This is a genomic window from Marinobacter nanhaiticus D15-8W (assembly GCF_036511935.1).
Taxonomy (GTDB): Bacteria; Pseudomonadota; Gammaproteobacteria; order Pseudomonadales; family Oleiphilaceae; genus Marinobacter_A; species Marinobacter_A nanhaiticus.
In genome coordinates, this window is record NZ_AP028878.1 from 1526316 (window position 1) to 1552424 (window position 26109).

Annotated in this window: 25 protein-coding genes; 19 read left to right on the forward strand and 6 right to left on the reverse strand. The window is 59.9% G+C overall.

What is annotated here, in order from left to right; genetic code table 11:
• Window positions 1–96: 96 nt before the first annotated feature.
• Complete coding sequence (locus tag RE428_RS06865; protein WP_004581244.1) at window positions 97–903, forward strand: DUF6160 family protein; 807 nt, start codon at window positions 97–99, stop codon at window positions 901–903.
• A gap of 133 nt (window positions 904–1036) precedes the next feature.
• Here the strand turns inward: RE428_RS06865 and RE428_RS06870 are convergent, their stop codons facing one another.
• On the reverse strand, window positions 1037–1465 hold the full coding sequence (locus RE428_RS06870; RefSeq protein ID WP_004581245.1) for an organic hydroperoxide resistance protein: 429 nt from the start codon (window positions 1463–1465) through the stop codon (window positions 1037–1039).
• A 262-nt stretch (window positions 1466–1727) separates the two neighbouring features.
• Window positions 1728–2177 carry a MarR family winged helix-turn-helix transcriptional regulator gene (locus tag RE428_RS06875; protein WP_004581246.1) on the reverse strand — a complete coding sequence of 150 codons (450 nt, stop codon included), beginning with the start codon at window positions 2175–2177 and terminating at the stop codon, window positions 1728–1730.
• Window positions 2178–2362: 185 nt separating this feature from the next.
• Between RE428_RS06875 and RE428_RS06880 the strand changes: the two genes are divergently transcribed.
• Window positions 2363–3250: an NAD-dependent protein deacetylase gene (locus RE428_RS06880; RefSeq protein WP_004581247.1), complete on the forward strand. Its 888-nt coding sequence runs from the start codon at window positions 2363–2365 to the stop codon at window positions 3248–3250.
• 81 nt (window positions 3251–3331) lie between these two features.
• On the opposite strand, the gene RE428_RS06885 is transcribed toward RE428_RS06880, so the two are convergent.
• Both RE428_RS06885 and RE428_RS06890 read right to left on the reverse strand, forming a co-directional pair.
• Window positions 3332–3739 (reverse strand): ATP-binding protein, encoded by a 408-nt coding sequence (locus RE428_RS06885; RefSeq protein WP_004581248.1) that lies wholly within the window; start codon window positions 3737–3739, stop codon window positions 3332–3334.
• 264 nt (window positions 3740–4003) lie between these two features.
• Entirely contained in the window at window positions 4004–4948 is a 945-nt protein-coding gene (locus RE428_RS06890) for a hypothetical protein (RefSeq protein ID WP_004581249.1), read from the reverse strand.
• Window positions 4949–5396: 448 nt separating this feature from the next.
• Here RE428_RS06890 and RE428_RS06895 point away from each other — a divergent pair, with 448 nt between their 5' ends.
• Complete coding sequence (locus RE428_RS06895) at window positions 5397–6080, forward strand: PEP-CTERM sorting domain-containing protein (RefSeq protein WP_004581250.1); 684 nt, start codon at window positions 5397–5399, stop codon at window positions 6078–6080.
• A 109-nt stretch (window positions 6081–6189) separates the two neighbouring features.
• Here RE428_RS06895 and RE428_RS06900 read toward each other — a convergent pair whose 3' ends face one another.
• Window positions 6190–7866, reverse strand: coding sequence for a methyl-accepting chemotaxis protein (locus RE428_RS06900; protein WP_004581251.1), 1677 nt, complete (start codon window positions 7864–7866; stop codon window positions 6190–6192).
• Between the two features lie 415 nt (window positions 7867–8281).
• On the opposite strand from RE428_RS06900, the gene cfa reads away from it, so the two are divergent.
• Window positions 8282–9373, forward strand: coding sequence for a cyclopropane fatty acyl phospholipid synthase (gene cfa, locus RE428_RS06905; protein ID WP_004581252.1), 1092 nt, complete (start codon window positions 8282–8284; stop codon window positions 9371–9373).
• 6 nt (window positions 9374–9379) lie between these two features.
• On the opposite strand, the gene RE428_RS06910 is transcribed toward cfa, so the two are convergent.
• Window positions 9380–10897 carry a L,D-transpeptidase family protein gene (locus RE428_RS06910; RefSeq protein ID WP_205624606.1) on the reverse strand — a complete coding sequence of 506 codons (1518 nt, stop codon included), beginning with the start codon at window positions 10895–10897 and terminating at the stop codon, window positions 9380–9382.
• A gap of 220 nt (window positions 10898–11117) precedes the next feature.
• On the opposite strand from RE428_RS06910, the gene RE428_RS06915 reads away from it, so the two are divergent.
• The 15 genes from RE428_RS06915 (at window position 11118) to RE428_RS06985 (ending at window position 26108) form a co-directional block, all read left to right on the forward strand.
• Window positions 11118–11852: a murein L,D-transpeptidase catalytic domain family protein gene (locus RE428_RS06915; RefSeq protein WP_004581255.1), complete on the forward strand. Its 735-nt coding sequence runs from the start codon at window positions 11118–11120 to the stop codon at window positions 11850–11852.
• A 454-nt stretch (window positions 11853–12306) separates the two neighbouring features.
• Window positions 12307–13080 (forward strand): 3'(2'),5'-bisphosphate nucleotidase CysQ, encoded by a 774-nt coding sequence (gene cysQ, locus RE428_RS06920; RefSeq protein WP_004581256.1) that lies wholly within the window; start codon window positions 12307–12309, stop codon window positions 13078–13080.
• Between the two features lie 18 nt (window positions 13081–13098).
• The gene (locus RE428_RS06925; RefSeq protein ID WP_004581257.1) at window positions 13099–13602 is read left to right on the forward strand and encodes a methylated-DNA--[protein]-cysteine S-methyltransferase; all 504 of its coding nucleotides are present in this window, start codon (window positions 13099–13101) and stop codon (window positions 13600–13602) included.
• Between the two features lie 92 nt (window positions 13603–13694).
• Complete coding sequence (locus RE428_RS06930; protein WP_004581258.1) at window positions 13695–14171, forward strand: nucleoside deaminase; 477 nt, start codon at window positions 13695–13697, stop codon at window positions 14169–14171.
• 420 nt (window positions 14172–14591) lie between these two features.
• On the forward strand, window positions 14592–15239 hold the full coding sequence (locus RE428_RS06935; protein ID WP_004581259.1) for a cytochrome c3 family protein: 648 nt from the start codon (window positions 14592–14594) through the stop codon (window positions 15237–15239).
• The gene (locus RE428_RS06940) at window positions 15227–18202 is read left to right on the forward strand and encodes a TAT-variant-translocated molybdopterin oxidoreductase (protein WP_004581260.1); all 2976 of its coding nucleotides are present in this window, start codon (window positions 15227–15229) and stop codon (window positions 18200–18202) included. Before RE428_RS06935 ends, RE428_RS06940 begins: the two co-directional genes overlap by 13 nt.
• Before the next feature lie 3 nt (window positions 18203–18205).
• Window positions 18206–19555: an NrfD/PsrC family molybdoenzyme membrane anchor subunit gene (nrfD, locus tag RE428_RS06945; protein ID WP_004581261.1), complete on the forward strand. Its 1350-nt coding sequence runs from the start codon at window positions 18206–18208 to the stop codon at window positions 19553–19555.
• Window positions 19548–20069 (forward strand): DUF3341 domain-containing protein, encoded by a 522-nt coding sequence (locus RE428_RS06950; RefSeq protein WP_004581262.1) that lies wholly within the window; start codon window positions 19548–19550, stop codon window positions 20067–20069. The genes nrfD and RE428_RS06950 overlap by 8 nt, the downstream gene beginning before the upstream one ends.
• On the forward strand, window positions 20066–20602 hold the full coding sequence (locus RE428_RS06955; protein ID WP_004581263.1) for a c-type cytochrome: 537 nt from the start codon (window positions 20066–20068) through the stop codon (window positions 20600–20602). The genes RE428_RS06950 and RE428_RS06955 overlap by 4 nt, the downstream gene beginning before the upstream one ends.
• Window positions 20599–21651, forward strand: coding sequence for a hypothetical protein (locus RE428_RS06960; protein ID WP_004581264.1), 1053 nt, complete (start codon window positions 20599–20601; stop codon window positions 21649–21651). The genes RE428_RS06955 and RE428_RS06960 overlap by 4 nt, the downstream gene beginning before the upstream one ends.
• Window positions 21644–22054, forward strand: a complete 411-nt coding sequence (locus RE428_RS06965) for a hypothetical protein (RefSeq protein ID WP_004581265.1) — start codon at window positions 21644–21646, stop codon at window positions 22052–22054. The genes RE428_RS06960 and RE428_RS06965 overlap by 8 nt, the downstream gene beginning before the upstream one ends.
• Window positions 22051–22863, forward strand: a complete 813-nt coding sequence (locus tag RE428_RS06970; RefSeq protein WP_004581266.1) for an SCO family protein — start codon at window positions 22051–22053, stop codon at window positions 22861–22863. The genes RE428_RS06965 and RE428_RS06970 overlap by 4 nt, the downstream gene beginning before the upstream one ends.
• Window positions 22860–23858 carry a cytochrome c oxidase subunit II gene (coxB, locus tag RE428_RS06975; protein WP_004581267.1) on the forward strand — a complete coding sequence of 333 codons (999 nt, stop codon included), beginning with the start codon at window positions 22860–22862 and terminating at the stop codon, window positions 23856–23858. The genes RE428_RS06970 and coxB overlap by 4 nt, the downstream gene beginning before the upstream one ends.
• Window positions 23855–25474 (forward strand): cytochrome c oxidase subunit I, encoded by a 1620-nt coding sequence (locus RE428_RS06980; protein WP_004581268.1) that lies wholly within the window; start codon window positions 23855–23857, stop codon window positions 25472–25474. Before coxB ends, RE428_RS06980 begins: the two co-directional genes overlap by 4 nt.
• A complete protein-coding gene (locus RE428_RS06985) occupies window positions 25467–26108 on the forward strand; it encodes a cytochrome c oxidase subunit 3 (protein WP_004581269.1) in 642 nt (213 codons plus the stop codon). Before RE428_RS06980 ends, RE428_RS06985 begins: the two co-directional genes overlap by 8 nt.
• Window position 26109: the final 1 nt, after the last annotated feature.

Sequence of the window (26109 nt, forward strand, 5' to 3'; positions counted from 1 at the left end):
CCTCCGGGGCTGCGCCTTTGGGGGGATAACCGACAATAACGACAAACGTTCTCCGAACAAGCAACAAAAGACCAACAACAAAGAAGGAACACGACCATGAAAAGCCTGAAAACGACAGCCCTGGCGCTGGCTGTTTCCGGACTGCCCCTGATGGCGCAGGCGGAACTGAAGGCGCTGGACGACTCCGCGATGGGCGGTATTACCGGCCAGGCGGGTGTGACCATCGAACTGGAAACCCAGGTCAACATCGGCGAATTCCGCTACGTCGATGAAGGCACGCTGGCGGTCAGCGATATCTTCGTCGGCGGCGCTGGGCGCGACGACATGTTCTCCGAACTGGGTTTTGCCATCCCCAACGAAGCCACGGATCTGATCGACAATATCAAGATGAACATCGATGTGCTCGAGGACGGTGATGCCGCGATCGACATCTTTCCGCTCTTCGGGTCCCCGATCGACTTCGCGGTACGCACGGGCGCCTGGGAACTGAGGGGCGATACCGACAGTACGTTGTTGATGGACAACCTGTCGATCGAGGGCCTGTTCACCGAGTTCAAGATTCGCGTGGACACCGAAACTGACAATCTCAACCTGCGCACCCGTTTCGCCATCGACGACATGGATGTCGACGTGCCCTTCCTGGCCGTCGGTATCCGTGACCTGGAACTGACCGGTGCAGGCTACGACGATAACCCGAATATCGTCAGCCTTGGCGCAGTGGCTGAAATGGATGTCTACAAGGCACCGAACGCGGCCGGTGTAGACAGCCTTGCCGTGGATATCGAGACTTTCGACGCCGACATGAACATCGGCGGTGTGCTGGTAGGCGGTACATCCATCGGCTCCATGGCGCTGGATGACCTGTCGATTCAGGATACGCAGATGCGCATCTATGGCCACTGAGACGCATCGGATGAAAACCGATGCTTTAAATCCAATCCGTCCCTAACCCCAAGCCAGGCCTGAACACTTGCGCCCCCATCCGGAAACCGGACGGGGGCATTTTTTCGATACCCGAAGTGTGAAAATCCTGCGATCAATCGACCCGGGTAAGGGTGACGTCGATGTTTCCACGGGTAGCGTTGGAATAGGGGCATACGATATGGGCCTTGTCGATCAATTCCTTGGCCTGGTCGTCATCCATACCCGGGAGACTGATGCGCAGTTCCACTTCGATTCCGAAGCCTGTATCGGTCGGCCCGATACCTACAGCGCCCTCAATGGAGGCATCCTTCGGCATCGGCAGCTTGTCACGGCCGGCCACGAACTTCATGGCACCGATAAAACAGGCTGAATAACCCGCTGCAAACAGCTGCTCAGGATTGGTGCCTTCGCCGCCGGAACCGCCGAGTTCTTTGGGCGTGGTCAGTGCTACGTCCAGTACGCCATCAGAGGAAACGGCTCGGCCGTCCCGACCGCCAGTGGCTTCAGCGTATGCACGATAGGCTACTTTCTCGAGCGACATATCTCTTCTCCTTTGGTTCTGTTAAATGAAGTCCATGTCCCGGAAGCGACTGCTGCCGGACACGACACCGCAAAGCATAAAAAGGCCAGAACAATATTGCTCGCAAATATATTGCGCGCTAACTACATGATCAAGCTAGTCGCTAATTATCTTGTGCGCAAGTTAAATTTTAATGAGGGTAATTGAGCGAGGAGATAACGGGGTTTAACGAACCCCGAACTACAACAGGAGGGTTTTCCTTTGATATGCCGTTTGCCTGTTGCTAAAGCGACTTACGCAATTCCTCTCGTAGCGCAACGAGTTCGTCTCTCAGCGCCATCAGGCGCTCGAAGCTTCGGTCGCTGGCGCCGGCAATACAGCTGGGTATAGTCCGGGCTATTTCACGCATGGCCTTACCTTCGGGCGTAAGGCGTAATTCGACCACGCGCTCGTCCGTCGATCGACGGGTACGCTTGATCGCCCCTTCTGCTTCGAGTCTTTTCAGCAGGGGCGTCAGGGAACCCGGGTCAGTAAGAAGTTTCCGGCTCATTTCGCCCACCGTGAGGCCGTCGTTTTCCCAAAGCACCAGCATCGCTAAGTATTGGGGGTAGGTCAGGCCCAAAGCCTTGAGAAAGGGTTTGTAGACCTTGGTCATCATCAATGACGTGGAATGAAGGGCGAAGCAGAGCTGGTTTTCCAGCTGGAGTTCGGCACAGTCGTCGTTTTGGCTCATTACGGGCTCCCGAGGGATTGATGGCGGTAATTTATCGCGCAAACTAACGGGAAGCCAAGCTTTGTCGGACCACGGCACCCAGTGCGGGCTGCGGACCATATCGCTTGCATACTAGGGGCATGTACCGATGCGATAGCTGACAAGCGCCCTTGGCGTGGCACAAACGGATCACTAAAGTAAGGACTATGCCAGACGTTACCGCATCGAGAATCCGTTCCACGGCCGCTGGGCTTCCGCCCCTTGAGTTGCACCAACCTGAAGAGGCGGGCGCAAGGCTGGCTGAGTTTATCCACCGCCACCCCAACCTGCTGGTGCTCACTGGTGCCGGCGTTAGTACCGATTCCGGGATTCCCGATTACCGTGACGGGGAGGGCGCCTGGAAGCGTAAGCAGCCTGTACAGCACCAGGCCTTCATGACGGAGGATGACGTACGCCGCCGCTACTGGGGGCGCAGCCTCATTGGCTGGCCGGTGATGCGCAATGCCCAGCCCAATCCGGCTCACTTCCAATTGGCGGAACTGGAGCACCGCTCCCACTCGCGACTGGTCGTGACCCAGAACGTCGACCGCTTGCATCAACGTGCGGGTGCCAACGCCGTATTGGACCTGCACGGGCGCGCCGATCAGGTCGTCTGCATGAGCTGCGGCTACCGCTGCGCGCGGGATGAAGTGCATGATCGCTGCAGTGACCTGAACCCCGCCTTTCGCCACTATAAGGCCACGACTGCGCCCGACGGCGATGCAGATCTCGAGGTTGATTTCAGCGACTTCCGGGTTGCGAACTGCCCGAGGTGCGACGGTATTCTCAAACCGGATGTGGTTTTCTTTGGGGATTTCGTGCCCAAACAACGGGTGACGACGGCTCTGGATACGCTCAAGGAGAGTGACGGCCTGCTGGTAATTGGCTCCTCGCTCATGGTGTATTCCGGCTTCCGCTTTTGCCGTTACGCCAGGGAGTGGGGTAAGCCCATGGCAACACTCAACCTGGGGCGAACCCGTGCCGACGACCTGGTGAGCCTCAAGCTCAACGCACGTATCGGGGAAACCCTGAAGGTGGCCCTGGACGTGTTGTAGACAATATCCGGCTGGAACGCCTGGTCCGGCCGGACAGCGACTTATTCGATTTGAAGTAGTTTCATGCGGTCTTGAGCCACCTCAGACTGCTGGAAAGTGCCTTGTTAGCACCAGGATGTTTTGCTCGTGGCGCCTGTAGTACACCTGCTCGTCCGAGAGTGCTTCTACCAGCGATTGGCTGCTGGCGTTCCCGGTAAGTGCGCTGCCCCCACTGCCGTTCTGCAGCGGATTGTAGGGTTGGCCGTTGTCGATCAGCCTAACGCACACCTGTCCACGGTCTAGCTCCAGTTCCACATGCATCTCGACCCGCCGGGGCTCGTCGGCATGGTGGTGGAACAGGTGGTTAACCTCGATGTCCAGCAGGCGCTTCAGTTCAGCATTCACACTGGCGTCGGCCCCAGCTTCGGAAAAATGGCCTGTGAGCCAGTTGAGGGCGGTGGGTAATTCGTTGGCGTCGGAAAGTTGGAAACTCAGGTTGGTTGTCGTCATGGTCGTCTGGATATCAGCTCTCTTCCTGTAAAGCTGGTCAACTGGGATGTCGGCTGCGGGAAACGTCGCTCTATGGAATCTTTCAGGCGGCCGACTTGTTCAGGATACGCGATGTCAGTTTACTGCCATTCTCGAACAGCATTGATTGTTGAAAATCTCAATCCATTCGATGTTCTCTATTGTAGAGAATCATTCTGCAGACGGTAGCCGCCCGCGCATTTACACAGATCAACCTGCAGGTTCGCCGCGTCTCCCAATGGAACTTCAGTTCGACCGGTCCAGGGCTAGCTGGAGAAGGAAAATTTGCCGCGGTTGCTTGAGCTGGGTGGTGAAGATGACCAGCCTGCGGATCTCATGCATGTCCATCGTGCGGCTTTTCGGGGCGTTGCGCACTTCGTCGAGTGGGATACGGAAGCGGTTCAATCCTGGCTCCAGCGGTAGCCGCGTATTATAGCGATCGCTGTACGAACTCTTGCTGCGATCGTGCACGACGTCATTGATGCGTAAGGTCATCTCCAGCGGTGTCGATCCCGGATTGTAGAGCGCCACCTGGAGCATGTCGTATTCCCGCCAGTCCTCGGGCAGGTTATCGAGGGCGGCACCAGCATAGAAGTTGGTACCCAGGTCGATGCGCAGGCTGAAATCGTCTCCCGAGACGTGTTCCCGTGTGCGATGCACGTTGCCGCGCCAGAACAGCAACGGTTCGGTTGCGCTGAAATCATAGAGGGTAGGCAATTGGTGGTTGATGCGATATTGCAACTGGGCGACATCGGCCACCGCCTTGAGCTCGACCACCAGCAGTACGACGGCGGTAATACGCAGGACCCAGCGCGTAATGGCCTTGCGCGTGTTCGGGCTGGGTCGCTTCATCCACGCCAGGGCCAGCCAGGTGCCGATCAGGTTGCGAAAGATATCATGCCAGTCGCTTTGCCGTCCGACGTTGCCCTGCAGCCATTCGATGGCCACGCCCACGACGATAACCACTGCCGAAACGACCAGCCATAGCCGCCAGCCAGAAAACCACTGCTGGGGCTGTACCGCAAGCATCAGTAGCGCAAAGAAGATGATGTGGCCAAGGTTCCAGGCCGCCTTGAATAACGGCCCGGAAGTCCAGTCGGGGCCCCCCACGAAAAACAGGGGTAGCAGAACCACGGTGATTGCGATGTAGATGAGCCGGACACGCCGACCAGATGTGGTGATGCTCAGCATAGGTCTCACTATTAACTGTACGGCGAAGCCGGCCGGTGGACCGGTAGAGGGCTACCTCCGATGACGGTCTTCCGCCCGAACCTGTCGACACATTTTAGGTCCTTAAACGGTTATACCGTCCAGTTGGATGTGTGGCTGTCAGAATATTTAACGGGCTTTGGACGGTTAATTTAACAGGCCTCTAACCTATTGACTTAACGTATGTTTAAGGCCGAGTAGAGTGTTTGGGTAATTTTGTGCCCAAAACAGGCAGTTAAATACAGTGTGTCATTTTAATCGATGTGTTTTCTCTTTTAACAAATTGAATATTAAGGATGTTTCAGAAAGGCCTGAGACGCGTATTCGCCCGGGTTGGCATCGACATTGCGTTGCAGGGGGTGCATGCCTCGTTACAGACGTTTCGTCGGCGAGGGATATTCAGTAGGAAGTAAAGTCCAGGAGGACATGTATGTTCGCAAAGAAGCTACTCGCAGGTTCCGTATTTATGTTCGCTGCAGGCAGTGTCGCTGCTATGCCAACGGATCTGGCTGATCTGGAGTCAGACGACGGCGATCAGGTATTCGCCGACGTTTCCGAAGGTCAGTACAGCGATACGTATGCGAGCTACGTTACACTCACGGATACCGACGGCGATCTCGACGATAGCAACGTCACTCTTCTAGCCGAGTATGCCAACCTGGCAAGCGGTAACTCATTCGGTATCTATGACCAAAACACAGGCGAAGAGCTTTCACTCTTCACCGGTGGAACTGACGTCAACACCGGCGTTACCATTTCGTTCGACCTCGCTACCGGTGAGGCCACGAACCTGACCACCGAGGAATCTGCTGAAGTGGGTTCTACCTTCGGCTTCTATATCGACAACGGCGACGGTAACAAGTACTACTCAGATCCGGAGATGAACGATGGCTTCGATCCGGCCCTGATATACGATACCGTCGGTACCTCAGGTGAAGGCCTGTTCGGCTCCAACCTGGTCGTTGCCTTCGAAGACCAGGAAGCTGGCGACCGTGACTACAACGACCTAGTCGTTGGTCTGACCGACGTGGAAGCGGTGCCCGAGCCAGGTACCCTCGCATTGTTCGGTATGGGTCTGTTGGGCATGGGTGCTGCTGCCCGTCGCAAATCCTAAGCGACATACCCGAGATCCGTAACTTGTGCTCCGACCCGCATCCTGCGGGTCGGCGCTTTTCTGGGTTCCAAAAAACTGATCCAGTTCCGCCCCTCTTTGCCTGTTTCCACTAGACCCGGAACTGACCCACCAATTCGCGCAGGTTTTCGCCCAGGCGAGCCAACTCCTCGCTGGCTTCGTTGGTTTGGATTGTTCCAGTATCGCTGCGCTGGGCGGCTTCAACGATTCGCACGATATTGCGATTGATTTCCTCGGCAACCTGACTTTGTTGCTCCGACGCCGTCGCAATCTGTGTGACCTGATCGTGGATCGTACCCACCGAACTCTCGATTGTGCGCAGTGCGGTGGTCGCATGGTTGATCCGTTCGACCGTTTCGCCGGACCGGTTCTGTGAGGTCTTCATGCGCTCTACCGCCGCTTTTGACTCGGTCACGAAGCCTTCGATCATGCCCCTGATCTGGTCTGCCGATTCCGCGCTGCGACGAGCCAGTTGACGCACTTCATCCGCGACCACCGAGAAACCCCGCCCGTGTTCGCCGGCGCGAGCCGCTTCGATAGCCGCATTCAGTGCCAGCAGATTGGTTTGTTCGGTGACCGCATGGATGACGTCCAGCACTTGCTGGATATCGTCGGATTTTTTCGCCAGGGCGCTGATACTGCTCGCCGTATCCTCGATTTCCTCAGACAACTGATTGACCGCTGCCTGGGCCTGGCCAATGGTCGCACCGCCGTCCCGGGCGAGGCGATCGGCATCGGAAGCGGCGCTTTCCACTTCATTGGCATTGCCGGAAATCTGCTGGATCGTGGCCGCCATCTGGTTGATGGCCGAGGCAATCTGGTCGGTCTCGGAACCCTGGGCCTGGACCGATGCGCGGGTCTCGACCGATACCCGGCTCAGTTCTTCGGCAGCTGACGCCAATTGATCCGTTGTGGCGCCCACTTGCTGGATCGTGTTCTGGATCCTGATAACGAACGCGTTGAAGCGACGGCCCAACTCTGCCAGCTCATCGTTACCTTCATCAGGCAGTCGTTGACGCAGGTCGCCTTCGCCTTCCGCGATCTCACGCATCGTAGTGCTTACGCGCTTGATCGGGGCGGTGACGCTACGCCCAACCAGCAGGCCGATACTCAGCGCGATGAGAACAACGACGACCGTGATAATGGCGAAAAAGCTGATGGTACCAGCGATATGTGACTGGACCTTCCGTTCAGCGGCCGATAGGGCCGCCTGGATGTCGGTGGTGTAGACGCCGGCGCCGATCATCCAGTCCCACTCCGTGATCAGGGTAGCGTAGGAGACCTTCTGTTCGACGTTTCCTGTTCCGGGGTTTGGCCACTCATAGGCATGGAAGCCATCCCCGGCTGCTGCCTTGAAGATGTCGGTAATGAGCTTGCGCACCTCCGGTTTGGTTGTCGGGCCCTCGCGGCCGGGGTCCGGGCGGTAGGCGAGATTGAACACGTCGCGTGTATAGGCGAAGACATAGTTGCTGTCACCAAAGGTCATCGCACGGAGTCGCTCACGGGCTTCCTGCTTGGCTTCTTCCTGGTTGAGTGATGGATCGTCAATGACGTCCTGAACGACCGAGTAGGCCGTTTCCACGACGTTCTTTAGTCCTGCCTTCCGGGCCTCGAGCAGGTTTACGCGCAGCAGATCGATTTCTGCTTCACCATCCTGCTCGATCTGGTTAACGGTGAACCAGGTAATAGTGAATGCGGTCAAAATAACGGGTACCAGGACAGCAATGAGCAGTCGGGAACGAATACGCAAGCGGTTAAATAGGTTCATCAGTAGATAATCCGATCGTTGAATAAACTAATTAGTTGTTGTCTGACTCTTGTTATCGGCAGCGCCCGCTATTGCTCCAGCGTGAAATGTAAAAGGTTGTTGCACGAGCAACCCTCGGCGGGCCAGGTTTTATCCAGGTTCAAGCATCGATACGCCTTCAGTTCTAGACCTATAGAAACTCAGTCGTCAGCGCGTATGCCGTTGCAGTTGGCATACGCCAATCTATACACGTGCGATAGCGTTAAACTGGTCCAGCAATAAAAACTAACTAATTCAGATTATTGATAGCTTTAGGTTATTTTGGAGGTGTAAAAGAGCATTCATATAAGTAAGCGTCGAGGTGTGTTTTTTCGTGGATATGCCCAGAAGAGTGGAATCGGAATTTCTATCCGAGCGATCGTCGGTACATCGGTTGATGCGGGATTTGCTGGAGCAGGCGGACGTCCGGATCGGCGGTAGCCGGCCCTGGGACATGCAGCTGCTGGCGCCGGGCGTGCCGGAGCGGGTGTTCGCCGGAGGAAGCATGGGACTGGGCGAAAGCTATATGGACGGCGATTGGGAGGTGGAGCAGCTCGACGAGTTCTTCAACCGGGTCATGCGGGCCCATCTCGAGCAGAAAGTCAGGCCATCCACCGTTATATGGCAGGCCCTGAAAAGCCGATTCTTCAACCGCCAGAGCCTGAAACGGGCCTACCAGGTGGGCGAGCAGCACTATGATCTGGGTAATGATTTCTATGGCGCCATGCTGGACCGGCGCATGACCTACACCTGCGGCTATTGGAAGGACGCCGAAACCCTCGACGAAGCGCAGGAAGCCAAGCTGGAGCTGATCTGTCGCAAGCTCCGGTTGGAGCCGGGCATGCGGGTGCTGGATATCGGCTGCGGTTGGGGCAGCTTCATGGCGTATGCCGCCGAACACTATGACGTGGAATGCGTCGGCGTGACGATTTCCAGGGAACAGGCGGCCTGGGCCAGGAAGCAGTATCCCGATCTGCCCCTGGAATTCCGCCTGCAGGACTACCGGGAAGTCAACGATACCTTCGATCGCATAGTCAGCGTGGGCATGTTCGAACATGTCGGCAACAAGAACTACCGCACCTTCATGGACGTCGCCCACCGCTGCCTGGTAGACGGGGGGCTGTTCCTGTTGCATACGATCGGCAAGAACGAACGCAAGCCCTACACCGATCCCTGGATCGACCGTTATATCTTCCCTAACGGCGAGTTGCCCTCAGTCGGCCAGATCGGTGATGCCGTCGACAATCTCTTCGTGTTGGAAGACGTCCACAATTTCGGCGCCGATTACGATCGCACCCTTATGGCCTGGTACGAGAACTTCGAGGAAAACTGGCCACGCTTTGCCAAGCAGTTGGGACCGCGGTTCTACCGCATGTGGCGTTACTACCTGCTGTCCTGCGCCGGGATTTTCCGTGCGCGGGATATCCAGCTGTGGCAGTGGGTGCTCTCCAAGGGCGGCGTTGAGGGTGTCTATCCCCGCGCTGTCTGATCATCACTAGTCCAGAAAAGCCAGCAACTGGCCGTCGCTGCCATAGACGTCCGGGCGGTAGGTGATACGGCCGGAGGCGTCTGCCTCGGCCGTCCAATAAGCCATCAGGATATACACACCCCGCGACAGGTGAACGTTTTTGGATTCCCCGGAAGCCACGGCCGATTCCAGTCGCTGTTGGAGGTCGGGACCGGCATGCCGGAACAATAATCGCGTGAGGCTCATGGCATCCTCCACCCGGACACAGCCGGAACTGTAGAAGCGGCTCTGGCTCTCGAACAGGCCAGCTGAAGGCGTGTCATGCAGGTAGACGGCAAAGGGATTCGAGAAACGAATGGCCACCTGGCCGAGCGCATTGCCGGGCCCGGGATCCTGTCTCAGGCGCAGGCCAAGGGGATTGCTCCAATCCACCTCCGACTGGCTCAGTTCGTTGCCTTCCTGGTCGTAGACGCGCATGCCCCGTTCGCTCAGGTAGAACGGGTTGTTACGGATCGAGGGCAGGGCATCCCTTAGGAAAATGCTGCGGGGCATGTTCCAGTGTGGATTGACCGTGACATGGGTGATCACTGATTTCAGTTCCGGGGTTGCCCGCCTTGGTTTGCCTACCTGGGCACGGCCACGGTAGATCAGCTCGCCATCCGCGTAAAACTCAAGCCTCGCCGCGGCGATATCCACCAGCAGCAACGTGCGCTCCATATCATGTGCGAGCCAGCGCAGGCGCTCCAGGTTGGCGCGGATCTGCTCCAGGCGGCGTTGGGGCGAGATATTGAGTTGCTGGAGTGTCCGGCTGCCGACCCTGCCATCGTCTGCCAGACTATGCCGGCGCTGGAATTCTTCCACAGCCAGGGCCAGTGCGGTGTCGAATCGCGTTGCCATCCGGTCGGGCACCGGCGGCGAGGGTAGGTAGCCTTCGGCCCGCAAGCGTTCGCGCAACAGTGGTACCCGGTCATCGTCGTCGCCCACCTGCAGCGTCGGACCTTCAGGTATCCTGGCCCAGGCTTCCGGCAGGCTTTCCAAGGCCTGTGCATAACCCTTACGCAAATGGCGATAACGCGGCGATTCCGGCCGGGCTCGGGCGATCGCCCGGGCCAGGTTATCCAGCCCCTTCACCGCCTGTTTCACCAGCCGTCCCGGGTCCTCGATCCGGGCGATGTTCGCCGAGTACCAGATCGATTGGGCTTCGAGATTGCGCGCCTTGCCATAGCTTAGGTCAGCCAGGGCACGCAGGTAGGCATCGTTGGCGAGACGAATGTCGCATTTGCCCAGCTGGCCCCAGGTTTTCAGGTGTCCCAGCGCATGTGTCAGTGCTTCGGTATGGTAGTCGGCCGGATTGAGGCCGTCGCTGGCCAGGTTATCGAGGGCGTCGATCAGGGACTGCAGGCGCTGGGTGTCGGTCCATAGGGCGACGTTGCGAGTCTGCGCGCTGAAACGGGCCATGGCAGCGCTATGGAAAGGCGAGTTGTCCGGAAGCGGCTCGCACTGGTCAGGATCGATCCGGTGCAGTGCCTGGGCTGTGGGTAGCACGCACAGACCAACGGCAAGACTGAATGCGCGTCGCCATACGTTCCGAATTGTATGGTTTTTGTACACCCTGATTTCCATCGCAGAAAACCTTGCTAGAATGCATCATCCTTTCGGGGCAATGGCTCCGGAAGCCAGTGGCTGGCCCCAAGCCAGCGCTGTATCCGAGATGCCCTGGACGCCGAAAAAAGGCTCCCCGACACCCGAGAGGCTCAGATCAACGATGCTCAACAGTCGCTTTCCACGCGTGCTGGCAGTCGCAATGGGCGTACTGTTTTCCGTCTCAGTCGTTTCGAACACCACGGCGTCACCGTTTGACCAGACGCTGTACAGCAAACTCAGCGTGTCCGCCCCCAACATCAGCCGTGATGTCCTGAAAAGCGCTTTGCAGGCCTCCCAGTGCGCGGTGAGCAGCGGTTTGGAGAAGCCGAAACGTCTTGCCGTCATCGATTTCTCCCTGCCCTCTTCGGAAAAACGGCTCTGGATCTTCGACCTGGAGAATGGGGCGCTGGTCCTGCGTGACCTGGTGGCTCATGGCAAGAACTCCGGCCTCAACCAGGCGAGCGCCTTTTCCAATATCGAAGGCAGTCACCAGTCGAGTATCGGTCTGTTCCAGGCCCGCGAGACCTACCGTGGCAAACATGGCTACTCCCTGCGTCTCGATGGCCTCGAAGAGGGCATCAACGACCTCGCTCGTCAGCGCGCCATCGTGATTCACGGCGCTGATTACGTCGATACCGCCTGGGTCCGGAACTACGGCCGCATCGGTCGCAGTCATGGCTGCCCGGCCGTGAGCCAGAAAGTGATCCGCCAAGTGGTCGACAGTCTCAAGGGCGGCCAGTTCGTCTTTACCTACTATCCGGATCAGCGGTGGCTCCAGTCCTCCGATTACCTTAACTGCGGCTCGACGCAGATGGCCGGTACCGCAAGCAACGCTGGCAGCAACGAGCGCATCTAGACCGCTCATTCCGCCTTCCGCCAAAGAGCTCAGAAAAAAGCCCGTCTACGTCCGACTGACGTACGCGGGCCCTCATCTGCTTAGGTTGTCTCAAATTGAGTTCCCTTGTACCAGCTTTTCCGAAATGCCGGGCGAACTTGTGTTAATTGGCTGGCAACGTAAGGGGGCGCTATCAGTCGTCCGCTATTGGCAACGATAGCCAACCGACCCAGAGTTACGCCACGTCGGGCAGCAGATTTAATGTAAAACTGTTCGGCACCGTAGACCCGCCCCTGTTCCCCGAACGCCGGTGCCCCTTAGCTCTGATACTCTTTACCTTCTGGACTCTCTACCTTCGTAATCTCTACCTCCGGTACTTTCCGCGGTGCCGATCCGTTAAACTCGGTCGGTATAGCCATTCGTTTTTCCGAAGTGTCAAAAGCGCTCCGGAAAATACCACGCGAAAGGATGCCCCATGGCCTCTAACGCCTCTCTGCTGAACGATATCCTCGCCATCGCCGAAGCCGCCAACGCCAAGGTGATGGAGATCTACGGCACCGATTTTTCGGTGGAGCACAAGGAAGACGAGTCGCCGGTGACCACGGCGGACCTGGCGTCTCACGATGTCATCGTCAAGGGGCTCGAGGCACTGACGCCGGACGTACCGATCCTGTCCGAGGAGTCTGCGCACGCGCCCTGGTCCGAGCGCAAGGAATGGACACGATTCTGGCTGGTTGACCCCATCGACGGCACCAAGGATTTCGTCAAACGAACCGGCGAGTTCACCGTGAATATCGCGCTGATCGAGGACGGCGTGCCGGTGCTGGGCGTGGTGACCGCGCCTGCCCTTGAAGAAGCGTTCTGGGGCATCAGAAATGAAGGGGCCTGGAAGCGGGATAGCGAAGGCCACACCCGTCAGCTCCACGTGGTCGTACCTCCACCGGTACGCCGGGTCGTCGCCAGCAAGAACCACCTCAACGAGGAGACCCGTTCCTTTATCGACGCCTTGGGTGAGCACTGCCTGGTGCAGGCCGGCAGCTCCCTGAAGTTCTGCCGCATTGCCGAGGGCAGGGCGGACATCTACCCGCGCATTGGCCCTACCTGTGAATGGGACACGGGCGCCGCCCAGGCTGTGCTGGAAGCCGCCGGCGGCAAGGTACAGACCATCGACGGCGAGCCTATGCGCTACGGCAAGGAGGACGTCATGAATCCTCACTTTATCGCCGCCGGTAGCTGGTATCAGGGCTGAGGCATCGGGCACAAGCGCATGACCACGTTCTATTGCCACACTCCCAGTCCCATCGGCGAACTGCTGCTGACCGGTGACGGCACATCCCTGACCCGTATCTATATGCGAAAGCAGAAATACGGTTGCGATGTAAAACCGGGCTGGGAGCAGGACGAATCCCAGTTCGGCGAGGCCAGGCGCCAGCTCGACGCCTACTTTGCCGGCGACCTCAAACAGTTTGATCTGCCCCTGGCGCCGGCGGGAACCGAGTTCCAGCAGTCGGTCTGGCGTGCGCTGGTCGAGATTCCCTATGGTGAAACCCGCAGCTACGGTGAGCTGGCCCGGCAACTGGGCAGCCCAAAGCTGAACCGGGCAGTCGGCACGGCCAACGGCCGCAATCCCATTTCGATCATCATCCCCTGCCACCGGGTCATCGGCGCCGACGGCAGCCTCACCGGCTACGGCGGCGGTGTGGAGCGCAAGCGCTGGCTGCTGGCCCATGAGGCGAGCAACGGCGAATACGGGCAGTTTGAATTGTTCTGACGCCTTCCGCGCCGCAAACATCGTGCGATTCGGCAGGGCCTTGCCAGCACGCTACGCTGTCACCAGATTCACCGGGAAGAGGAGCGTCATCCGTGGAAAATAGCGAACTTCAATACCTGCGCCGCTGCGTCGAGCTTGCGACCGAAGCCCTGGCGGTGGGCGACGAGCCATTTGGCTCGGTATTGGTCTCGGCCGAAGGGGAGATAGTGGCTGAGGACCACAACCACGTGGCCTCGGGTGACAATACCCGTCATCCTGAATTCGAGTTGGCCCGCTGGGCGGCGGCCAACATGACGCCCGAAGCGCGGGCGGCGGCAACGGTCTATACCTCTGGTGAGCATTGCCCGATGTGCGCTGCGGCCCATGCCTGGGTCGGATTGGGACGGATCGTATACGTCAGCTCCTCTGAACAGTTGACGGCCTGGCTTAGCGAACTGGAAGTGCCGCCCCCGCCGGTAAATACCCTGCCGATCAGCTCGGTTGCGCCCAGCGTTGTGGTTGAAGGGCCGGTGCCGGAGCTGGCCGAGCAGGTGCATGAACTGCACCGTCGTTTCTACACCGAGACCTGATTCACACGACCCGGTTGATCCAGCGCATCCTCTGACACTGATCCATGTTTATTCGTGGCCCTCTCGTAATGTTCGGGCGATTGAACTCAGCGGTCGTGGACGTCTAACCTGAAAAGAGGTTCATGGATGGAGCAGTCAGTCCGGGCTTGGAAGTTCGGCTGTCCGTCTGACACGGAGGGAGGAGGATGCCCGAAAGTCAGCGAATTGCCACAATTCGGAATGGTGCTTTTGACACGCCCATCGCAGGGCGTGAACCTGTATGTGGCTTCACCTTTGCTCACAGTTTTCTTTCCCTTCCAGTAACCCATTTGTCACTCGGCTATGGGCTCCCGAAGTTTACCCGTAAGCGTTCAGCCTTCCTGTGTGCGCCAGTGGAGCGAGTGACCAGCCGACGCCAAACGCTGCGGGGGTAATGTACCCATGCCGCAGCTCTTCCGGCGCCGGACCAATGGTTATGTCCAGCTTTTCCTGGCGCTGGTTGCACTGGTGGTGTTGCTGGCGGGCGTGGCACTGACACTTAACGGTTCCCCATACAACACCGGCCAGAACGCCATACCCGAACAGCCCGTGCCGTTCAGCCACCAGCATCATGTAGGGGGACTCGGTATCGATTGTCAGTACTGCCATACCAGTGTCGACCGGTCGTCCTTTGCGGGGTTGCCCGATACCCAGACCTGCATGACCTGCCACTCTCAACTCTGGACCAACGCTGACATGCTCGCGCCGGTCCGTCAGAGCCTGGCCCGGGAGGAACCGATCGAATGGACGCGGGTGCATGACCTGCCGGATTACGTCTATTTCAACCATCAGATGCATATCAACAACGGGGTCGGGTGCGAGTCGTGTCACGGTCGCGTCGACCGTATGCCGCTTATGCGCCAGGACAAGCCGCTGACGATGAAGTGGTGCCTGGATTGTCACCGCGATCCCGGCCCGCGTCTGCGACCGAGGGACAAGGTGACGGCAATGGGGTATTCACCGGAAAGCGGACGCAGTGATGAGGAGTATCTGAAGCTCTACGACATTCATACGGATCGAATGACCGAGTGCACTACATGCCACCGATAACGCCAATCGACTACAACCCATTGCGCGAACGGCTGGCCGGAAAGGAAGGCGTCGGCTACTGGCGCAGTCTGGCCGAGCTGGCCCAGACCCCGGAGTACGTCGATGCCGCGTCCGGTGAGTTCGGCGGCGAGGAAAAGCCCTGGGAAGCCCCGGTCAGTCGCCGCAACGTGCTGAAGCTGCTGGGTGCCAGCATGGCCCTGGCGGGCGTCACCGGCTGTAGTCGGCAGGCGGAAGAGCACATCGTGCCCTACGTGAACATGCCCGAGCAGATGGTGCCCGGCCAGCCGCGCTACTACGCCACCACAGCGCTTATCGGCGGCTACGCCCATGGTGTGTTGGCGGAAAGTCACGAAGGCCGGCCCACCAAGCTGGAGGGTAACCCCGACCATCCCGCGACGCTCGGCGCCTGCGACGCCATCGCCCAGGCGGCGGTTTTGTCGCTCTACGATCCCGATCGGTCTTCCGCGGTGCGCTATCACGGCGCGGTGTCCGGGTATGGCGCCTGTCTGGTGGAGCTGGCGGAAAAGGGCAAGCAATGGGACGAGCGTCAGGGGCAGGGGTTGGCGTTTGTTGTGGGCACGGTGACGTCGCCCAGTGAGGCGGCTCTTATCGAATCCCTGAGTGAACGTTGGCCCGAGGCCCGCTGGTACGTGCACGAGCCGGTGGATCGCAAGGCTGTGTACCAGGGTAGCGCCGCGCTATTCGGTCGCCCGCTGGAGCCGCGCTACGATTTTAGCCAGGTGGATGTCGCGCTGACGCTGGATGCGGATTTCCTGCAATCCCAGCCGGGTTTCCTGCGCTATGCCCACGACTTTATGGCGCGGCGCAGGCCCAGGGACCGGGAGACGGAATTGGCCCGGCTCTATGCGGTGGAATCGACGCCGTCAGTGGCCGGTGCCGTGGCCGATCACCTGGAGTTGAGGTCTTACGACGCTATCGAAGGGGCGGCACGGCAAATTGCAGCAGCGCTGGGACTGATGGTCGAGGCACCTGAAAACCCACCCTTACCTGAAGCCTGGGTTACCGCCTTGGCGGATGATTTACGGGCCCATCGGGGCCGGGCGCTCGTGGTTCCGGGCGAGCAGCAGCCGCAGGCCGTACACATGCTGGCCCATGGCATCAATGCCGAACTGGATGCGTTTGGCAGTACCCTTCACTGGATCGAGCCGGTGCCGACCTTGGTGACTGCACCGGGCTTGCCGGAACTGGCTGAATCCCTCCGTGCCGACGAGGTGGACGATCTGGTGATCCTGGGCAGTAACCCGGTCTACACAGCACCGGCGGACCTGGACTTCGAAGCTGCTCTCCAGCAGGTGCCCTGGCGCCTGCATTGGGGGGAGTACCGGGACGAAACCGCGCGACTCTCGCATTGGCACGTGCCGGCGGCCAACATGCTGGAGACCTGGGCAGATGGGCGCGCTTACGACGGTTCGGCCAGTCTGGTCCAGCCGCTGATCAAACCAATGCACGGTGGTCGCTCCGCGCTGCAAATACTGGATGCGTTGGCAACGGGGGTGGATCGCGAAGCCCGGGACTTGTTGATGGATTACTGGCGAGGGCAATACACCGGGCCGGATTTTCCAGGATTCTGGCGGCGTAGTCTGCATGACGGCGTGGTGGCAGACAGCGCCTACCCGGCACAGAGTGTCGAGCCCGTCGCGAATTGGGCGCAGACGCTGCCGGCACCTGCAGAGCCTTCTCAGGGGCTGACGTTGCAACTGCGCCCAGACCCGGCGCTCTGGGATGGCCGCTACGCCAACAACGGCTGGCTGCAGGAGCAGCCCCGGCCGATTACGACGCTGACCTGGGACAATGCCTTGCTCATCAGTCCGCGGTTGGCGGAAGCGCGGCAGCTGGGGGAGGGCCAGGTTGTCCAGGTGACCACCGACGCGGGTACGCTTGAGGCGCCTGTATATATCCTGCCGGGTCAGCCGGACAATACCGTCAATCTCCATATGGGCCATGGCCGGCGTTCAGCCGGGCGGGTGGCCGACGGTGTGGGCAGCAACGCCTTTCACGTGCGTGACAGCCGCCGACCCTGGGCGGTACCAGCGTCGATTAAAGCGACCGATAAACACCAGAAGCTGGCCGTGATCCAGGCGCATCACGATATCGAGGACCGGGACATGGTGCGCGGGGCATCCCTGCAGACCTACCGCGACAACCCGGCTTTCGCCCAGCACGAGCACCACGAACTTTCGCTCTATCCGGAACCCTGGCCGGCCGAACGCGAAGCCGAGCATGCCTGGGGCATGGTTATCGACCTGTCGGCCTGCACTGGCTGCAATGCCTGCGTCACCGCCTGCCAGGCGGAGAACAATATTCCCATCGTCGGTCCCGAGGAAGTGTCCCGCGGCCACGATATGCACTGGATTCGCGTAGACCGCTATTTCGAAGGGGAACTGGACGGCCCGCGCATGACCTTCCAGCCAGTGCCCTGCATGCACTGCGAGAATGCGCCCTGCGAGTATGTGTGTCCGGTCGGGGCGACCCAGCACTCGGCGGATGGCCTGAACGAGATGCTCTACCAGCGCTGCGTCGGTACCCGTTACTGCTCCCAGAACTGTCCGTACAAGGTGCGCCGGTTCAACTGGTTCGACTACACCAGCGCCCAGGCGGCCTATCCGGCGGAGCCGCCAGTGCAGAATCCGGATGTGACCGTACGCTCCCGCGGGGTGATGGAGAAGTGCACCTACTGTGTCCAGCGCATCAATAGTGCCCGGCACAATGCCGAAGCCGAGAACCGGCCGATTGCCGAGGGCGAACTGCAGACAGCCTGCCAGCAGAGTTGCCCCACCGAGGCGATTGTCTTCGGTGACCTGGCCCAGCGGGACAGCGAGGTGAAACACCTCAAGGAGCACCCGCTGAACTACGCCATGCTGGGTCACCTCAATACCCGGCCCCGCACCACCTATCTGGCCGCCGTGCGTAATCCCAATCCGGCATTGGAAGGGAAGGGTTAGTCGATGGCGAAACGTTCCCAGACCGCGCTGATCCCGGATATGACCCACCGCTCGGTAACCGAGCGGATTGCCGGTCTGATACAGGACCGCAAGGCGCCCGCGTCATGGTGGATTGCCTTCGTGATCTCCGCCGCGTTGGCATTGATGCTGTTGGTGGTGCTTTGGGTGGTCTTCACGACCGGGGTTGGGTTGTTCGGGATCAACATTCCGGTGGCCTGGGGTTTTCCCATCGTCAATACCATCTGGTGGATCGGGATCGCCCATGCGGGAACGCTGATCTCCGCGGTGCTGCTGCTGACCCGGCAGCGCTGGCGGGCGTCGATCAACCGGCTCGCCGAAGGTATGGCGATGTTCGCCATTGCCTGTGCCGGGCTCTACCCGTTGATCCACCTGGGACGGCCCTGGTTTTTCTTCTACCTGCTGCCATACCCGGACACCATGGACCTGTGGCCCCAATGGCGCAGTCCGCTGGTATGGGATTTCTTCGCCATCTCGACCTACCTGATCTACACATCGAGCTTCCTCTATCTCAGCCTGCTGCCGGATTTCGCTACCCTGCGTGACCGGGCCAAACACCGCTTCGCCCAGTATTTCTACGCCATGCTGGCGCTGGGGTGGCGCAACTCCGCGCTGCACTGGGCACGTTATGAAAAAGCCAACCAGGTGATGGCGGCGGTGGCGGCGCCGATCGTGGTATCGGTGACCGGGATCATCTCGCTGGACCTGGCGGTGTCGATCGTGCCCGGTTTCCACTTCACTATCTTTCCCCCGTATTTCGTGGCCGGCGCGTTATTTTCCGGGTTTTCTACCGTGGCGCTGCTGGCGGTGGTGATGCGGGCTATGTTCGGCCTCAAGAATCTCATCACCCGCAGTCACCTGGACTATCTTGGATGCATGATGCTGGTGTTCGCCCTGGTGGTCGACTACGCCTACAGCCAGGAAATCTTTACCGCCTTCTATTCCGGCGATCCCAATTACTTCAATGTCTACTACGATCGCTGGACCGGCCCCTATGCGCCGATCTGGTGGAGCATGATTTTTTGCAACGTGGTGCTGGTGCAGCTGCTCTGGTTCAAGCGGGTGCGCCGTTCGCCGTTGGCCCTGTTGTGCCTGGCCATCACCAGCAACATCGGCATGTGGCTGGAGCGCTTCCAGATCGTGTTTACCAGTACCCACGCGGATTTCATGCCCTCGGCCTGGGATACCGCCTGGCCCACCACCTGGGATTGGCTGGTGTATTTGGGCACGCTGGGTCTCTTTGTCTTCCTGTTGATGGTGTTCGTGCGGGTGGCGCCGTTGGTGTCGATCCATGATATGCGCCTGGAGATACACGGGAGCAAGCGCCATGAGTGAATCCAGCGTGTTCGGCATTCTCGTCCGTATGCCTTCCGCCGAGGCTCTGGTGGAGGCGACGCGGGCGGCCAAGCGGGCAGGCTTTCGCGAACTGGATGCCTTTGCGCCCTTTCCCGTACCGGGGCTGGTGGAGGCACTGGGCTACCGGGAGCGAATGATCGCACCCCTGGCACTCGTGCTCGGCTTGATCGCCGCCGCAGGCGCCTTCTTCATGCAGTGGTATGCCTCCTTCGACTATCCCTACGTGGTGGGCGGCAAACCCCTGAACAGCTGGCCGGCCTTCCTGCCGATCACCTTTGAGGTGGGCGTGCTGACCTCTGTCCTGACTGCTGTTTTTGGCATGCTGATCCGCAACGGGTTGCCGCGACCCTATCACCCGGTCTTCAACGATCGGGCGTTCGACCGGGCATCCAGTGACGGCTTTTTCCTGCTGTGTCCCGGTGCAAGCCTGGTGGATGTCGAGACCTGCCTGGAGGAGCACGATGTCCGCGAGATAAAGGAGCTGGCGCCATGATGTGCCGGGTCTGGATGTTGGGGCTCGCCATACTCATGCTGGCCGGCTGTGAGCAGGACATGGCCAACCAGCCCCGGTACGAGGCGTACGAGGCCGCGCCTGGGTGGAAGCATAACCAGTCCGCCCTGCAACCCGTGCCCGGCACCGTGCCCCGTGGCGCCTCGCTGGGGCCCGTCCCGGAAGACTTGCCCATGCCCCTGACTTTGGATTTGCTGGAGCGGGGCAGGCAACGATTCGACACCTATTGCTCGCCCTGTCACGGCCGCACCGGGCACGCCGACGGGATGGTGGTGCAGCGCGGCTTTCCGGCACCACCGACGCTGCACAGCGAGCGTTTACGTTCGGTGGCCCTGCGGCACTTCTACAATGTGATCAGCAATGGCTATGGGGTGATGTACAGTTATGCGGCCCGGGTCCCGCCGGAGGATCGTTGGGCGGTGGCCGCGTATATTCGCGCCTTGCAGCTTTCCCAGCATGCCGCCCCGCAGGACTTGACCGAAGGTCTACGCGCGCAACTGGAGGGGACGCCATGATCGCGAATCCCCGCATCTGGCTGCCGGCCGGGCTGACGCTGCTGGTGGTGATCGCCGGCCTGGTATTCTGGCCGGAAGCGTTCCTGCAAAGCTGGCTGGCTGCGGCGTTAACCTGGGGCGCGATCCCGTTGGGCGCGTTGCCGATACTCATGATCCATGGCTTGACCGGCGGCCGCTGGGGCGACCAGAGTCGACCTGTCTGGCTGGCGCTGGCGGCGACGTTGCCGCTGTTCGTGGTCTCCCTGGTGCCATTGCTTTTGGCCATGGACACGCTGTTTACCTGGACCCAGCCGGAACACCTGCTGCCCGAGGTGGTCAAGCGCAAGCAGTTCTACCTGAATACGCCGTTTTTTGTCGCGCGGCTGCTGCTGTATTGCGCCATCTGGCTGGCCCTGGCCTGGATGCAGGGCTTGTGGCGGCCGATCTCGGGCACGCCCAAGACGCAGCGGATACATGCGCCCGGGCTGATCCTCTGGGTGCTGACCATTACCTTCTTCAGTTTCGACTGGTTCATGTCCCTTGAACCGAAATTCTATTCCGACGTGTTTGGTCTGATGCTGTGTACCAATCTCGCCGGAGCGGCCCTGGCGGTCGGACTGCTGATCGGTGGAGCGGGGATGGAAAGCCCTCCACGCAAGGACCTGGCTAACCTGTGGCTGGCCATATTGCTGGGCTGGGCGTTCCTGGCGTTCTCCCAGTACATCATCATCTGGTCCGGCAACCTACCGGACGAAATTGGCTGGTATATCCACCGCAGCGAGCATGTTTGGCGTGAAATCAGCGTGATTTCGTTCGTGCTCTTCTTCCTGGTGCCGTTTTTTATGCTTTTACCGGGGAAGGGGAAAGAGCGCCGCACATGGTTATGGACTGTCGCGATGCTCTGCCTCGCGGGACACGTGCTGCAGTTGCAGTGGCTGATCCTGCCCGCTTTCGGTCCGCTGCAGGTGGAGCAGATGTTCCTGACGCCACTGATCCTGATCGTGACCGGCGCAACTTACCTGGGCTGGATCAGAGGCGTGCGGGCTCGCCAGGAGGTGCGCTATGGCTGAAACGGACAAGCACCCGCCGGGCCACGAACGAGATATATCCAACGTGGGGCCATTGGTCACGGCCATGCTCGCCACGTTGGTGATTGTCGTCGTGATCACGCTGCTGATTTGGTGGGCGTTCCTGGGCTGGCAGACACCGGTCGAGCCGTCGGCGTTGGGAGACCGACCTGTTGCCGAGGGTCAGCCGCGCCTGCAGGCCAACCCACCCAAGGACCTGGCGGTACTCGAAGCCCGCGCCCGGGAACGACTGGAGACTGTTGGTTGGGTCGACCGCGACGCAAGGGTGGTGCATATACCCATCGAATACGCCATGTCGCTGTTGGTCGAGCGGGGACTGCCAGAGACGGATATTTCGGCGGAGGAAGCCCGGCTGCCAGGCCAACAGGGGGAGGGCAATCCATGATTCGAATCCTGCTCGGGACACGTCGGGCTCTGGCGGTGGGGGCGCTACTGTTGCTGGCTGCGCTGCAGGCCGTGGCCGAATCCGGACATGATGTGAAAACCGCCGAGCAGCGGCTCAAACAGGTGGCCTTCGAACAGCGCATCGGCGAGCCCCTGCCCGAGGACATAACCTTTGTCGATCGGTATGGCGAGCCGGTGACCATCGGTCAGCTCGTCAAGGGTAAGCCGATGGTGCTGGTGATGTCCTGGTTCGATTGCCCTAACCTGTGCCCGATGCTGCTGGGTCGCCTCGCGGAAACGGCTGAAAAGCTCGCCTTCGGCCCGGATGAATACCAGGTGGTTACCGTAAGCATCGATCCGGGGGAGGGCCCCGAGGAGGCCCAGGCCGTCCAGCGGCGGATGGCCTCGCGTAACGGCGAGTTGGTGGCGAACTGGCGCTTCCTGTCCGGCGACCAGTCGGCGATTGACCGGCTGGCCGCTGCGGTAGGTTTTGAATACGTCTATGACGCCGAACATGACCGCTATGCCCACCCCGCTGGCCTGGTCATCGTCGACCCGGACGGCACCATCAACCGTTACCTCTTCGGCATCGATCCCAAGGCGCCGGATTTGCGTCTGGCCTTGCTGGATGCCGGCAAGGGCGAGGTGGGTAGTCCGGTGGACCAGGTGGTGCTGCGCTGCTACCGCTTCAATGTCGAGTCCGGTCAGTACAACCTGGCAGTGATGAGGCTGCTGCAAGCCTCTGGTGGTGTGTTCGTCGGCGCCATGGTCGTGATCTTCTTCTGGTTGCGGAGGCGTGAACGGTCATGAGCGAGCAGTCGATTGTTGATCCTGACATCGGCCTCCAACTGATTCCCACGGAGGCGTCTGACTACGCCACGCAAGTGGACCACCTGTATTTCGGGCTGCTGGGTCTGTCGGCGTTGCTGGTGGCGATTCTGGTGGGCCTGATCGTGGTGTTCGGATTCCGCTATCGCCGGTCGCGTAAGGGGCCGCGCAAACCCCGTTTTTCGGACCGCGTAGGCCACCGGATCGAGATCGGGTTCGCTGCGGGTCTGACCCTGCTCTTTCTCGGGCTGTTTTACTGGGGCGGCCACCTCTACATGCATCTCTATGATGACCAGCAGTCGGACATCACCGTCAATATCGTCGGCAAGCAGTGGATGTGGAAGGTCCAGCACCCCGATGGCACCCGGGAAATCAATACGCTGCATGTGCCGGTCGGCGAGTCGGTGAAGTTGCGGCTGACCTCCCAGGATGTGATCCACAGCTTCTCGATCCCGGCGCTGCGTCTGAAGCGGGATGCGGTGCCCGGGCTGTACACCACGGCGCACTTTGTTGCCACCAAGACCGGAGAGTACCGCCTGTTCTGCGCCGAGTACTGCGGCAATGAGCATTCTAAGATGCGAGGCCGCATCGTCGTGCTATCGCAGGCGGATTACCAGGAATGGCTCACGCGCCATGGGGAAGGTCCGAGTCCGGCAGTGGCCGGCAGGCAGCTGTTCCAGAGCCACGGCTGCACCGGTTGCCACCAGGACAGCGCCCAAACGCCGGCCCCGGCGCTGGATGGCCTGTATGGCCGGACAGTACCGCTGGACAACGGTAGCACCATCGTGGCGGACGAGGCCTATATTCGCGATTCGATCCTGCAGCCGCAGAAACATGTAGTGGCCGGCTTCCAGCCCATTATGCCGAGTTTCTCCGGACAACTGTCCGAGAGTGAAATCTTCGAGCTGATCGCCTACATCAAATCGCTGCAGCCTGGTGAATGGAATCAGGACAGAGCTTCAGGAGCCCCGCAATGACCGTCGCCTCGCATCCGGAAAACCATCATCGGGAACACGATTACCCGGAACACTATCTCAGCAGTAACTGGACGCTACGCGGCTGGTTGTTGACGGTGGACCACAAGCGTATTGCCTGGCTCTACACGGTATCGATTACCGGTTTCTTCTTCCTGGGGGGTATCGCTGCGCTGCTGATCCGGCTTGAGTTGATCACCGCACCGGGGGATCTGCTCAGCGCAAAGGTCTACAACGAAATGTTCTCCCTGCACGGGATTGTCATGGTCTGGTTCTTCCTGATTCCTTCGATTCCCGCCACCTTGGGTAACTTCCTTATGCCGATGATGGTGGGGGCCAAGGACATGGCGTTTCCGAAGCTGAACCTGCTGTCATGGTATATCTACACCGTCGGCGGCATTTTTACCCTGGCGGCGGTCCTCGCCGGCGGTGTGGATACGGGCTGGACTTTCTATACGCCGTATTCCAGCCTCTTCTCGAATACGTCGGTGATAGCGGCTGCAACCGGTGTGTTCGTGGTGGGGTTTTCGTCGATCCTCACCGGTCTTAACTTCATGGTGACGACGCACACCATGCGTGCGCCGGGGCTGACCTGGAAACGCCTCCCGCTCTTTGTATGGGCGAATTATGCCACCGGCCTGATTATGGTGCTGGCCACGCCGGTGCTGTCGGTCACGTTGTTGTTGATGGGGCTGGAGCGGGGTCTTGGTATCGGCATCTTCGATCCCGCCCTGGGCGGCGATCCGTTATTGTTCCAGCACCTGTTCTGGTTCTATTCCCACCCGGCGGTGTACATCATGATCCTGCCCGCCATGGGCGTGGTTTCGGAGATCATCGCCTGTTTTTCCCGCAACCCGGTATTCGGCTACAAGGGCATGGTGTTGTCCATCGCTGCCATTGCGCTGTTCGGATTCGTGGTCTGGGGCCACCACATGTTCGTATCCGGCCAAAGTCTCTACTCCGGCATCCTGTTCTCGTTCTTTACCTTCCTGGTGGCGGTGCCGTCAGCCGTAAAGACGCTGAACTGGACCGCCACGATGTTCCGCGGGCGCATCTGGTTCTCGGCGCCAATGATCTATGCACTGTCGTTCCTTGGGCTATTCACCATCGGCGGCCTGACCGGGGTTTTCCTGGCCTCCCTGGCCCTGGACGTGCACCTGCACGATACCTACTTCGTGACCGCACATTTCCATTACATCATGGTGGGCGGGGCAGTTACCGCCTACCTGGGCGGCCTGCATTTCTGGTGGCCGAAGATGACCGGGCGAATGTATTCGGAGTTGTGGTCCAAGGTAGCGGCGCTTGCGTTGTTCATCGGTTTCAACCTGACGTTCTATCCCCAGTTCCTGCTGGGCTACAGTGGTATGCCGCGGCGCTATCATGCCTACCCCGAGGCCTTTGAGTTCCTGCATGTGCTGTCATCCCTGGGGGCCGGTGTGCTGGCAATTGGTTATCTGCTGCCGTTGGCCTACCTGGCGTGGTCGCTCTGGAAGGGCCCGCGCGCACCGGCCAATCCTTGGGACGCGTATGGATTGGAATGGCGGGCAAACTCGCCGCCCATCGAACACAACTTTACCGAGACTCCGAGGGTGACAGGGGGGCCTTATGCCTATGACTGAACCCGCCCCGGCCGAACAGTTCGATACCCTGGAGCAGCAACGCCATGCCGGGCTGATGGGGATGTGGGTGTTCCTGATTACCGAGCTTCTGCTGTTTGGTGGCGTGTTCGGCGCCTTTACCGTGTTCCGGGTCCAGCATGGCGAGGTCTTCGCCGAAGCGGCGCATCATCTGGATCTCATGCTCGGGACCATCAATACGGTGCTGTTGCTGACCAGCGGCCTGACGATGGCGTTGGCGGAGCAGGCGGTCGGGGTGAGGCGCCGCGGACTGGGCGTGTTTTTTCTCCTGGCCACGATCCTGCTGGGCATCGTGTTTCTCGGCATCAAGGCTTACGAGTGGCACCACGAATACACCAAGCAACTGCTGCCGGTGCTGGACCTGCCTTTCAACTACCCGGGCGAGCACCCGGAGGTAGCGGAACTGTTCTTTAATTTCTATTACGCCATGACCGGGATGCATGCTGCCCATATGCTGATCGGCATCGTCATCCTCGGCGTGATGGCGGCGCTGATCGCCGGCTGGCGTGCACCTGCCAAGCTGGATCGGCAGATCCATATCGTCGGTCTTTACTGGGCTTTCGTCGACGTGGTCTGGATCTTCGTATTCACCGTTCTCTACCTGCTGCGGGGCTGAT

What these genes read in the sequence shown, in the direction of transcription:
- RE428_RS06965 (WP_004581265.1), top strand. Translation starts at nt 21,644, where the DNA reads ATGGCTGAAACGGACAAGCACCCGCCGGGCCACGAACGAGATATATCC.
- RE428_RS06950 (WP_004581262.1), top strand. Translation starts at nt 19,548, where the DNA reads ATGAGTGAATCCAGCGTGTTCGGCATTCTCGTCCGTATGCCTTCCGCC.
- RE428_RS06970 (WP_004581266.1), top strand. Translation starts at nt 22,051, where the DNA reads ATGATTCGAATCCTGCTCGGGACACGTCGGGCTCTGGCGGTGGGGGCG.
- RE428_RS06870 (WP_004581245.1), bottom strand. Translation starts at nt 1,465, where the DNA reads ATGTCGCTCGAGAAAGTAGCCTATCGTGCATACGCTGAAGCCACTGGC.
- coxB (WP_004581267.1), top strand. Translation starts at nt 22,860, where the DNA reads ATGAGCGAGCAGTCGATTGTTGATCCTGACATCGGCCTCCAACTGATT.
- cfa (WP_004581252.1), top strand. Translation starts at nt 8,282, where the DNA reads ATGCGGGATTTGCTGGAGCAGGCGGACGTCCGGATCGGCGGTAGCCGG.
- RE428_RS06960 (WP_004581264.1), top strand. Translation starts at nt 20,599, where the DNA reads ATGATCGCGAATCCCCGCATCTGGCTGCCGGCCGGGCTGACGCTGCTG.
- RE428_RS06875 (WP_004581246.1), bottom strand. Translation starts at nt 2,177, where the DNA reads ATGAGCCAAAACGACGACTGTGCCGAACTCCAGCTGGAAAACCAGCTC.
- RE428_RS06880 (WP_004581247.1), top strand. Translation starts at nt 2,363, where the DNA reads ATGCCAGACGTTACCGCATCGAGAATCCGTTCCACGGCCGCTGGGCTT.
- RE428_RS06935 (WP_004581259.1), top strand. Translation starts at nt 14,592, where the DNA reads ATGCCGCAGCTCTTCCGGCGCCGGACCAATGGTTATGTCCAGCTTTTC.
- RE428_RS06940 (WP_004581260.1), top strand. Translation starts at nt 15,227, where the DNA reads ATGCCACCGATAACGCCAATCGACTACAACCCATTGCGCGAACGGCTG.
- RE428_RS06890 (WP_004581249.1), bottom strand. Translation starts at nt 4,948, where the DNA reads ATGCTGAGCATCACCACATCTGGTCGGCGTGTCCGGCTCATCTACATC.
- nrfD (WP_004581261.1), top strand. Translation starts at nt 18,206, where the DNA reads ATGGCGAAACGTTCCCAGACCGCGCTGATCCCGGATATGACCCACCGC.
- RE428_RS06900 (WP_004581251.1), bottom strand. Translation starts at nt 7,866, where the DNA reads ATGAACCTATTTAACCGCTTGCGTATTCGTTCCCGACTGCTCATTGCT.
- cysQ (WP_004581256.1), top strand. Translation starts at nt 12,307, where the DNA reads ATGGCCTCTAACGCCTCTCTGCTGAACGATATCCTCGCCATCGCCGAA.
- RE428_RS06980 (WP_004581268.1), top strand. Translation starts at nt 23,855, where the DNA reads ATGACCGTCGCCTCGCATCCGGAAAACCATCATCGGGAACACGATTAC.
- RE428_RS06885 (WP_004581248.1), bottom strand. Translation starts at nt 3,739, where the DNA reads ATGACGACAACCAACCTGAGTTTCCAACTTTCCGACGCCAACGAATTA.
- RE428_RS06925 (WP_004581257.1), top strand. Translation starts at nt 13,099, where the DNA reads ATGACCACGTTCTATTGCCACACTCCCAGTCCCATCGGCGAACTGCTG.
- RE428_RS06955 (WP_004581263.1), top strand. Translation starts at nt 20,066, where the DNA reads ATGATGTGCCGGGTCTGGATGTTGGGGCTCGCCATACTCATGCTGGCC.
- RE428_RS06865 (WP_004581244.1), top strand. Translation starts at nt 97, where the DNA reads ATGAAAAGCCTGAAAACGACAGCCCTGGCGCTGGCTGTTTCCGGACTG.
- RE428_RS06985 (WP_004581269.1), top strand. Translation starts at nt 25,467, where the DNA reads ATGACTGAACCCGCCCCGGCCGAACAGTTCGATACCCTGGAGCAGCAA.
- RE428_RS06895 (WP_004581250.1), top strand. Translation starts at nt 5,397, where the DNA reads ATGTTCGCAAAGAAGCTACTCGCAGGTTCCGTATTTATGTTCGCTGCA.
- RE428_RS06915 (WP_004581255.1), top strand. Translation starts at nt 11,118, where the DNA reads ATGCTCAACAGTCGCTTTCCACGCGTGCTGGCAGTCGCAATGGGCGTA.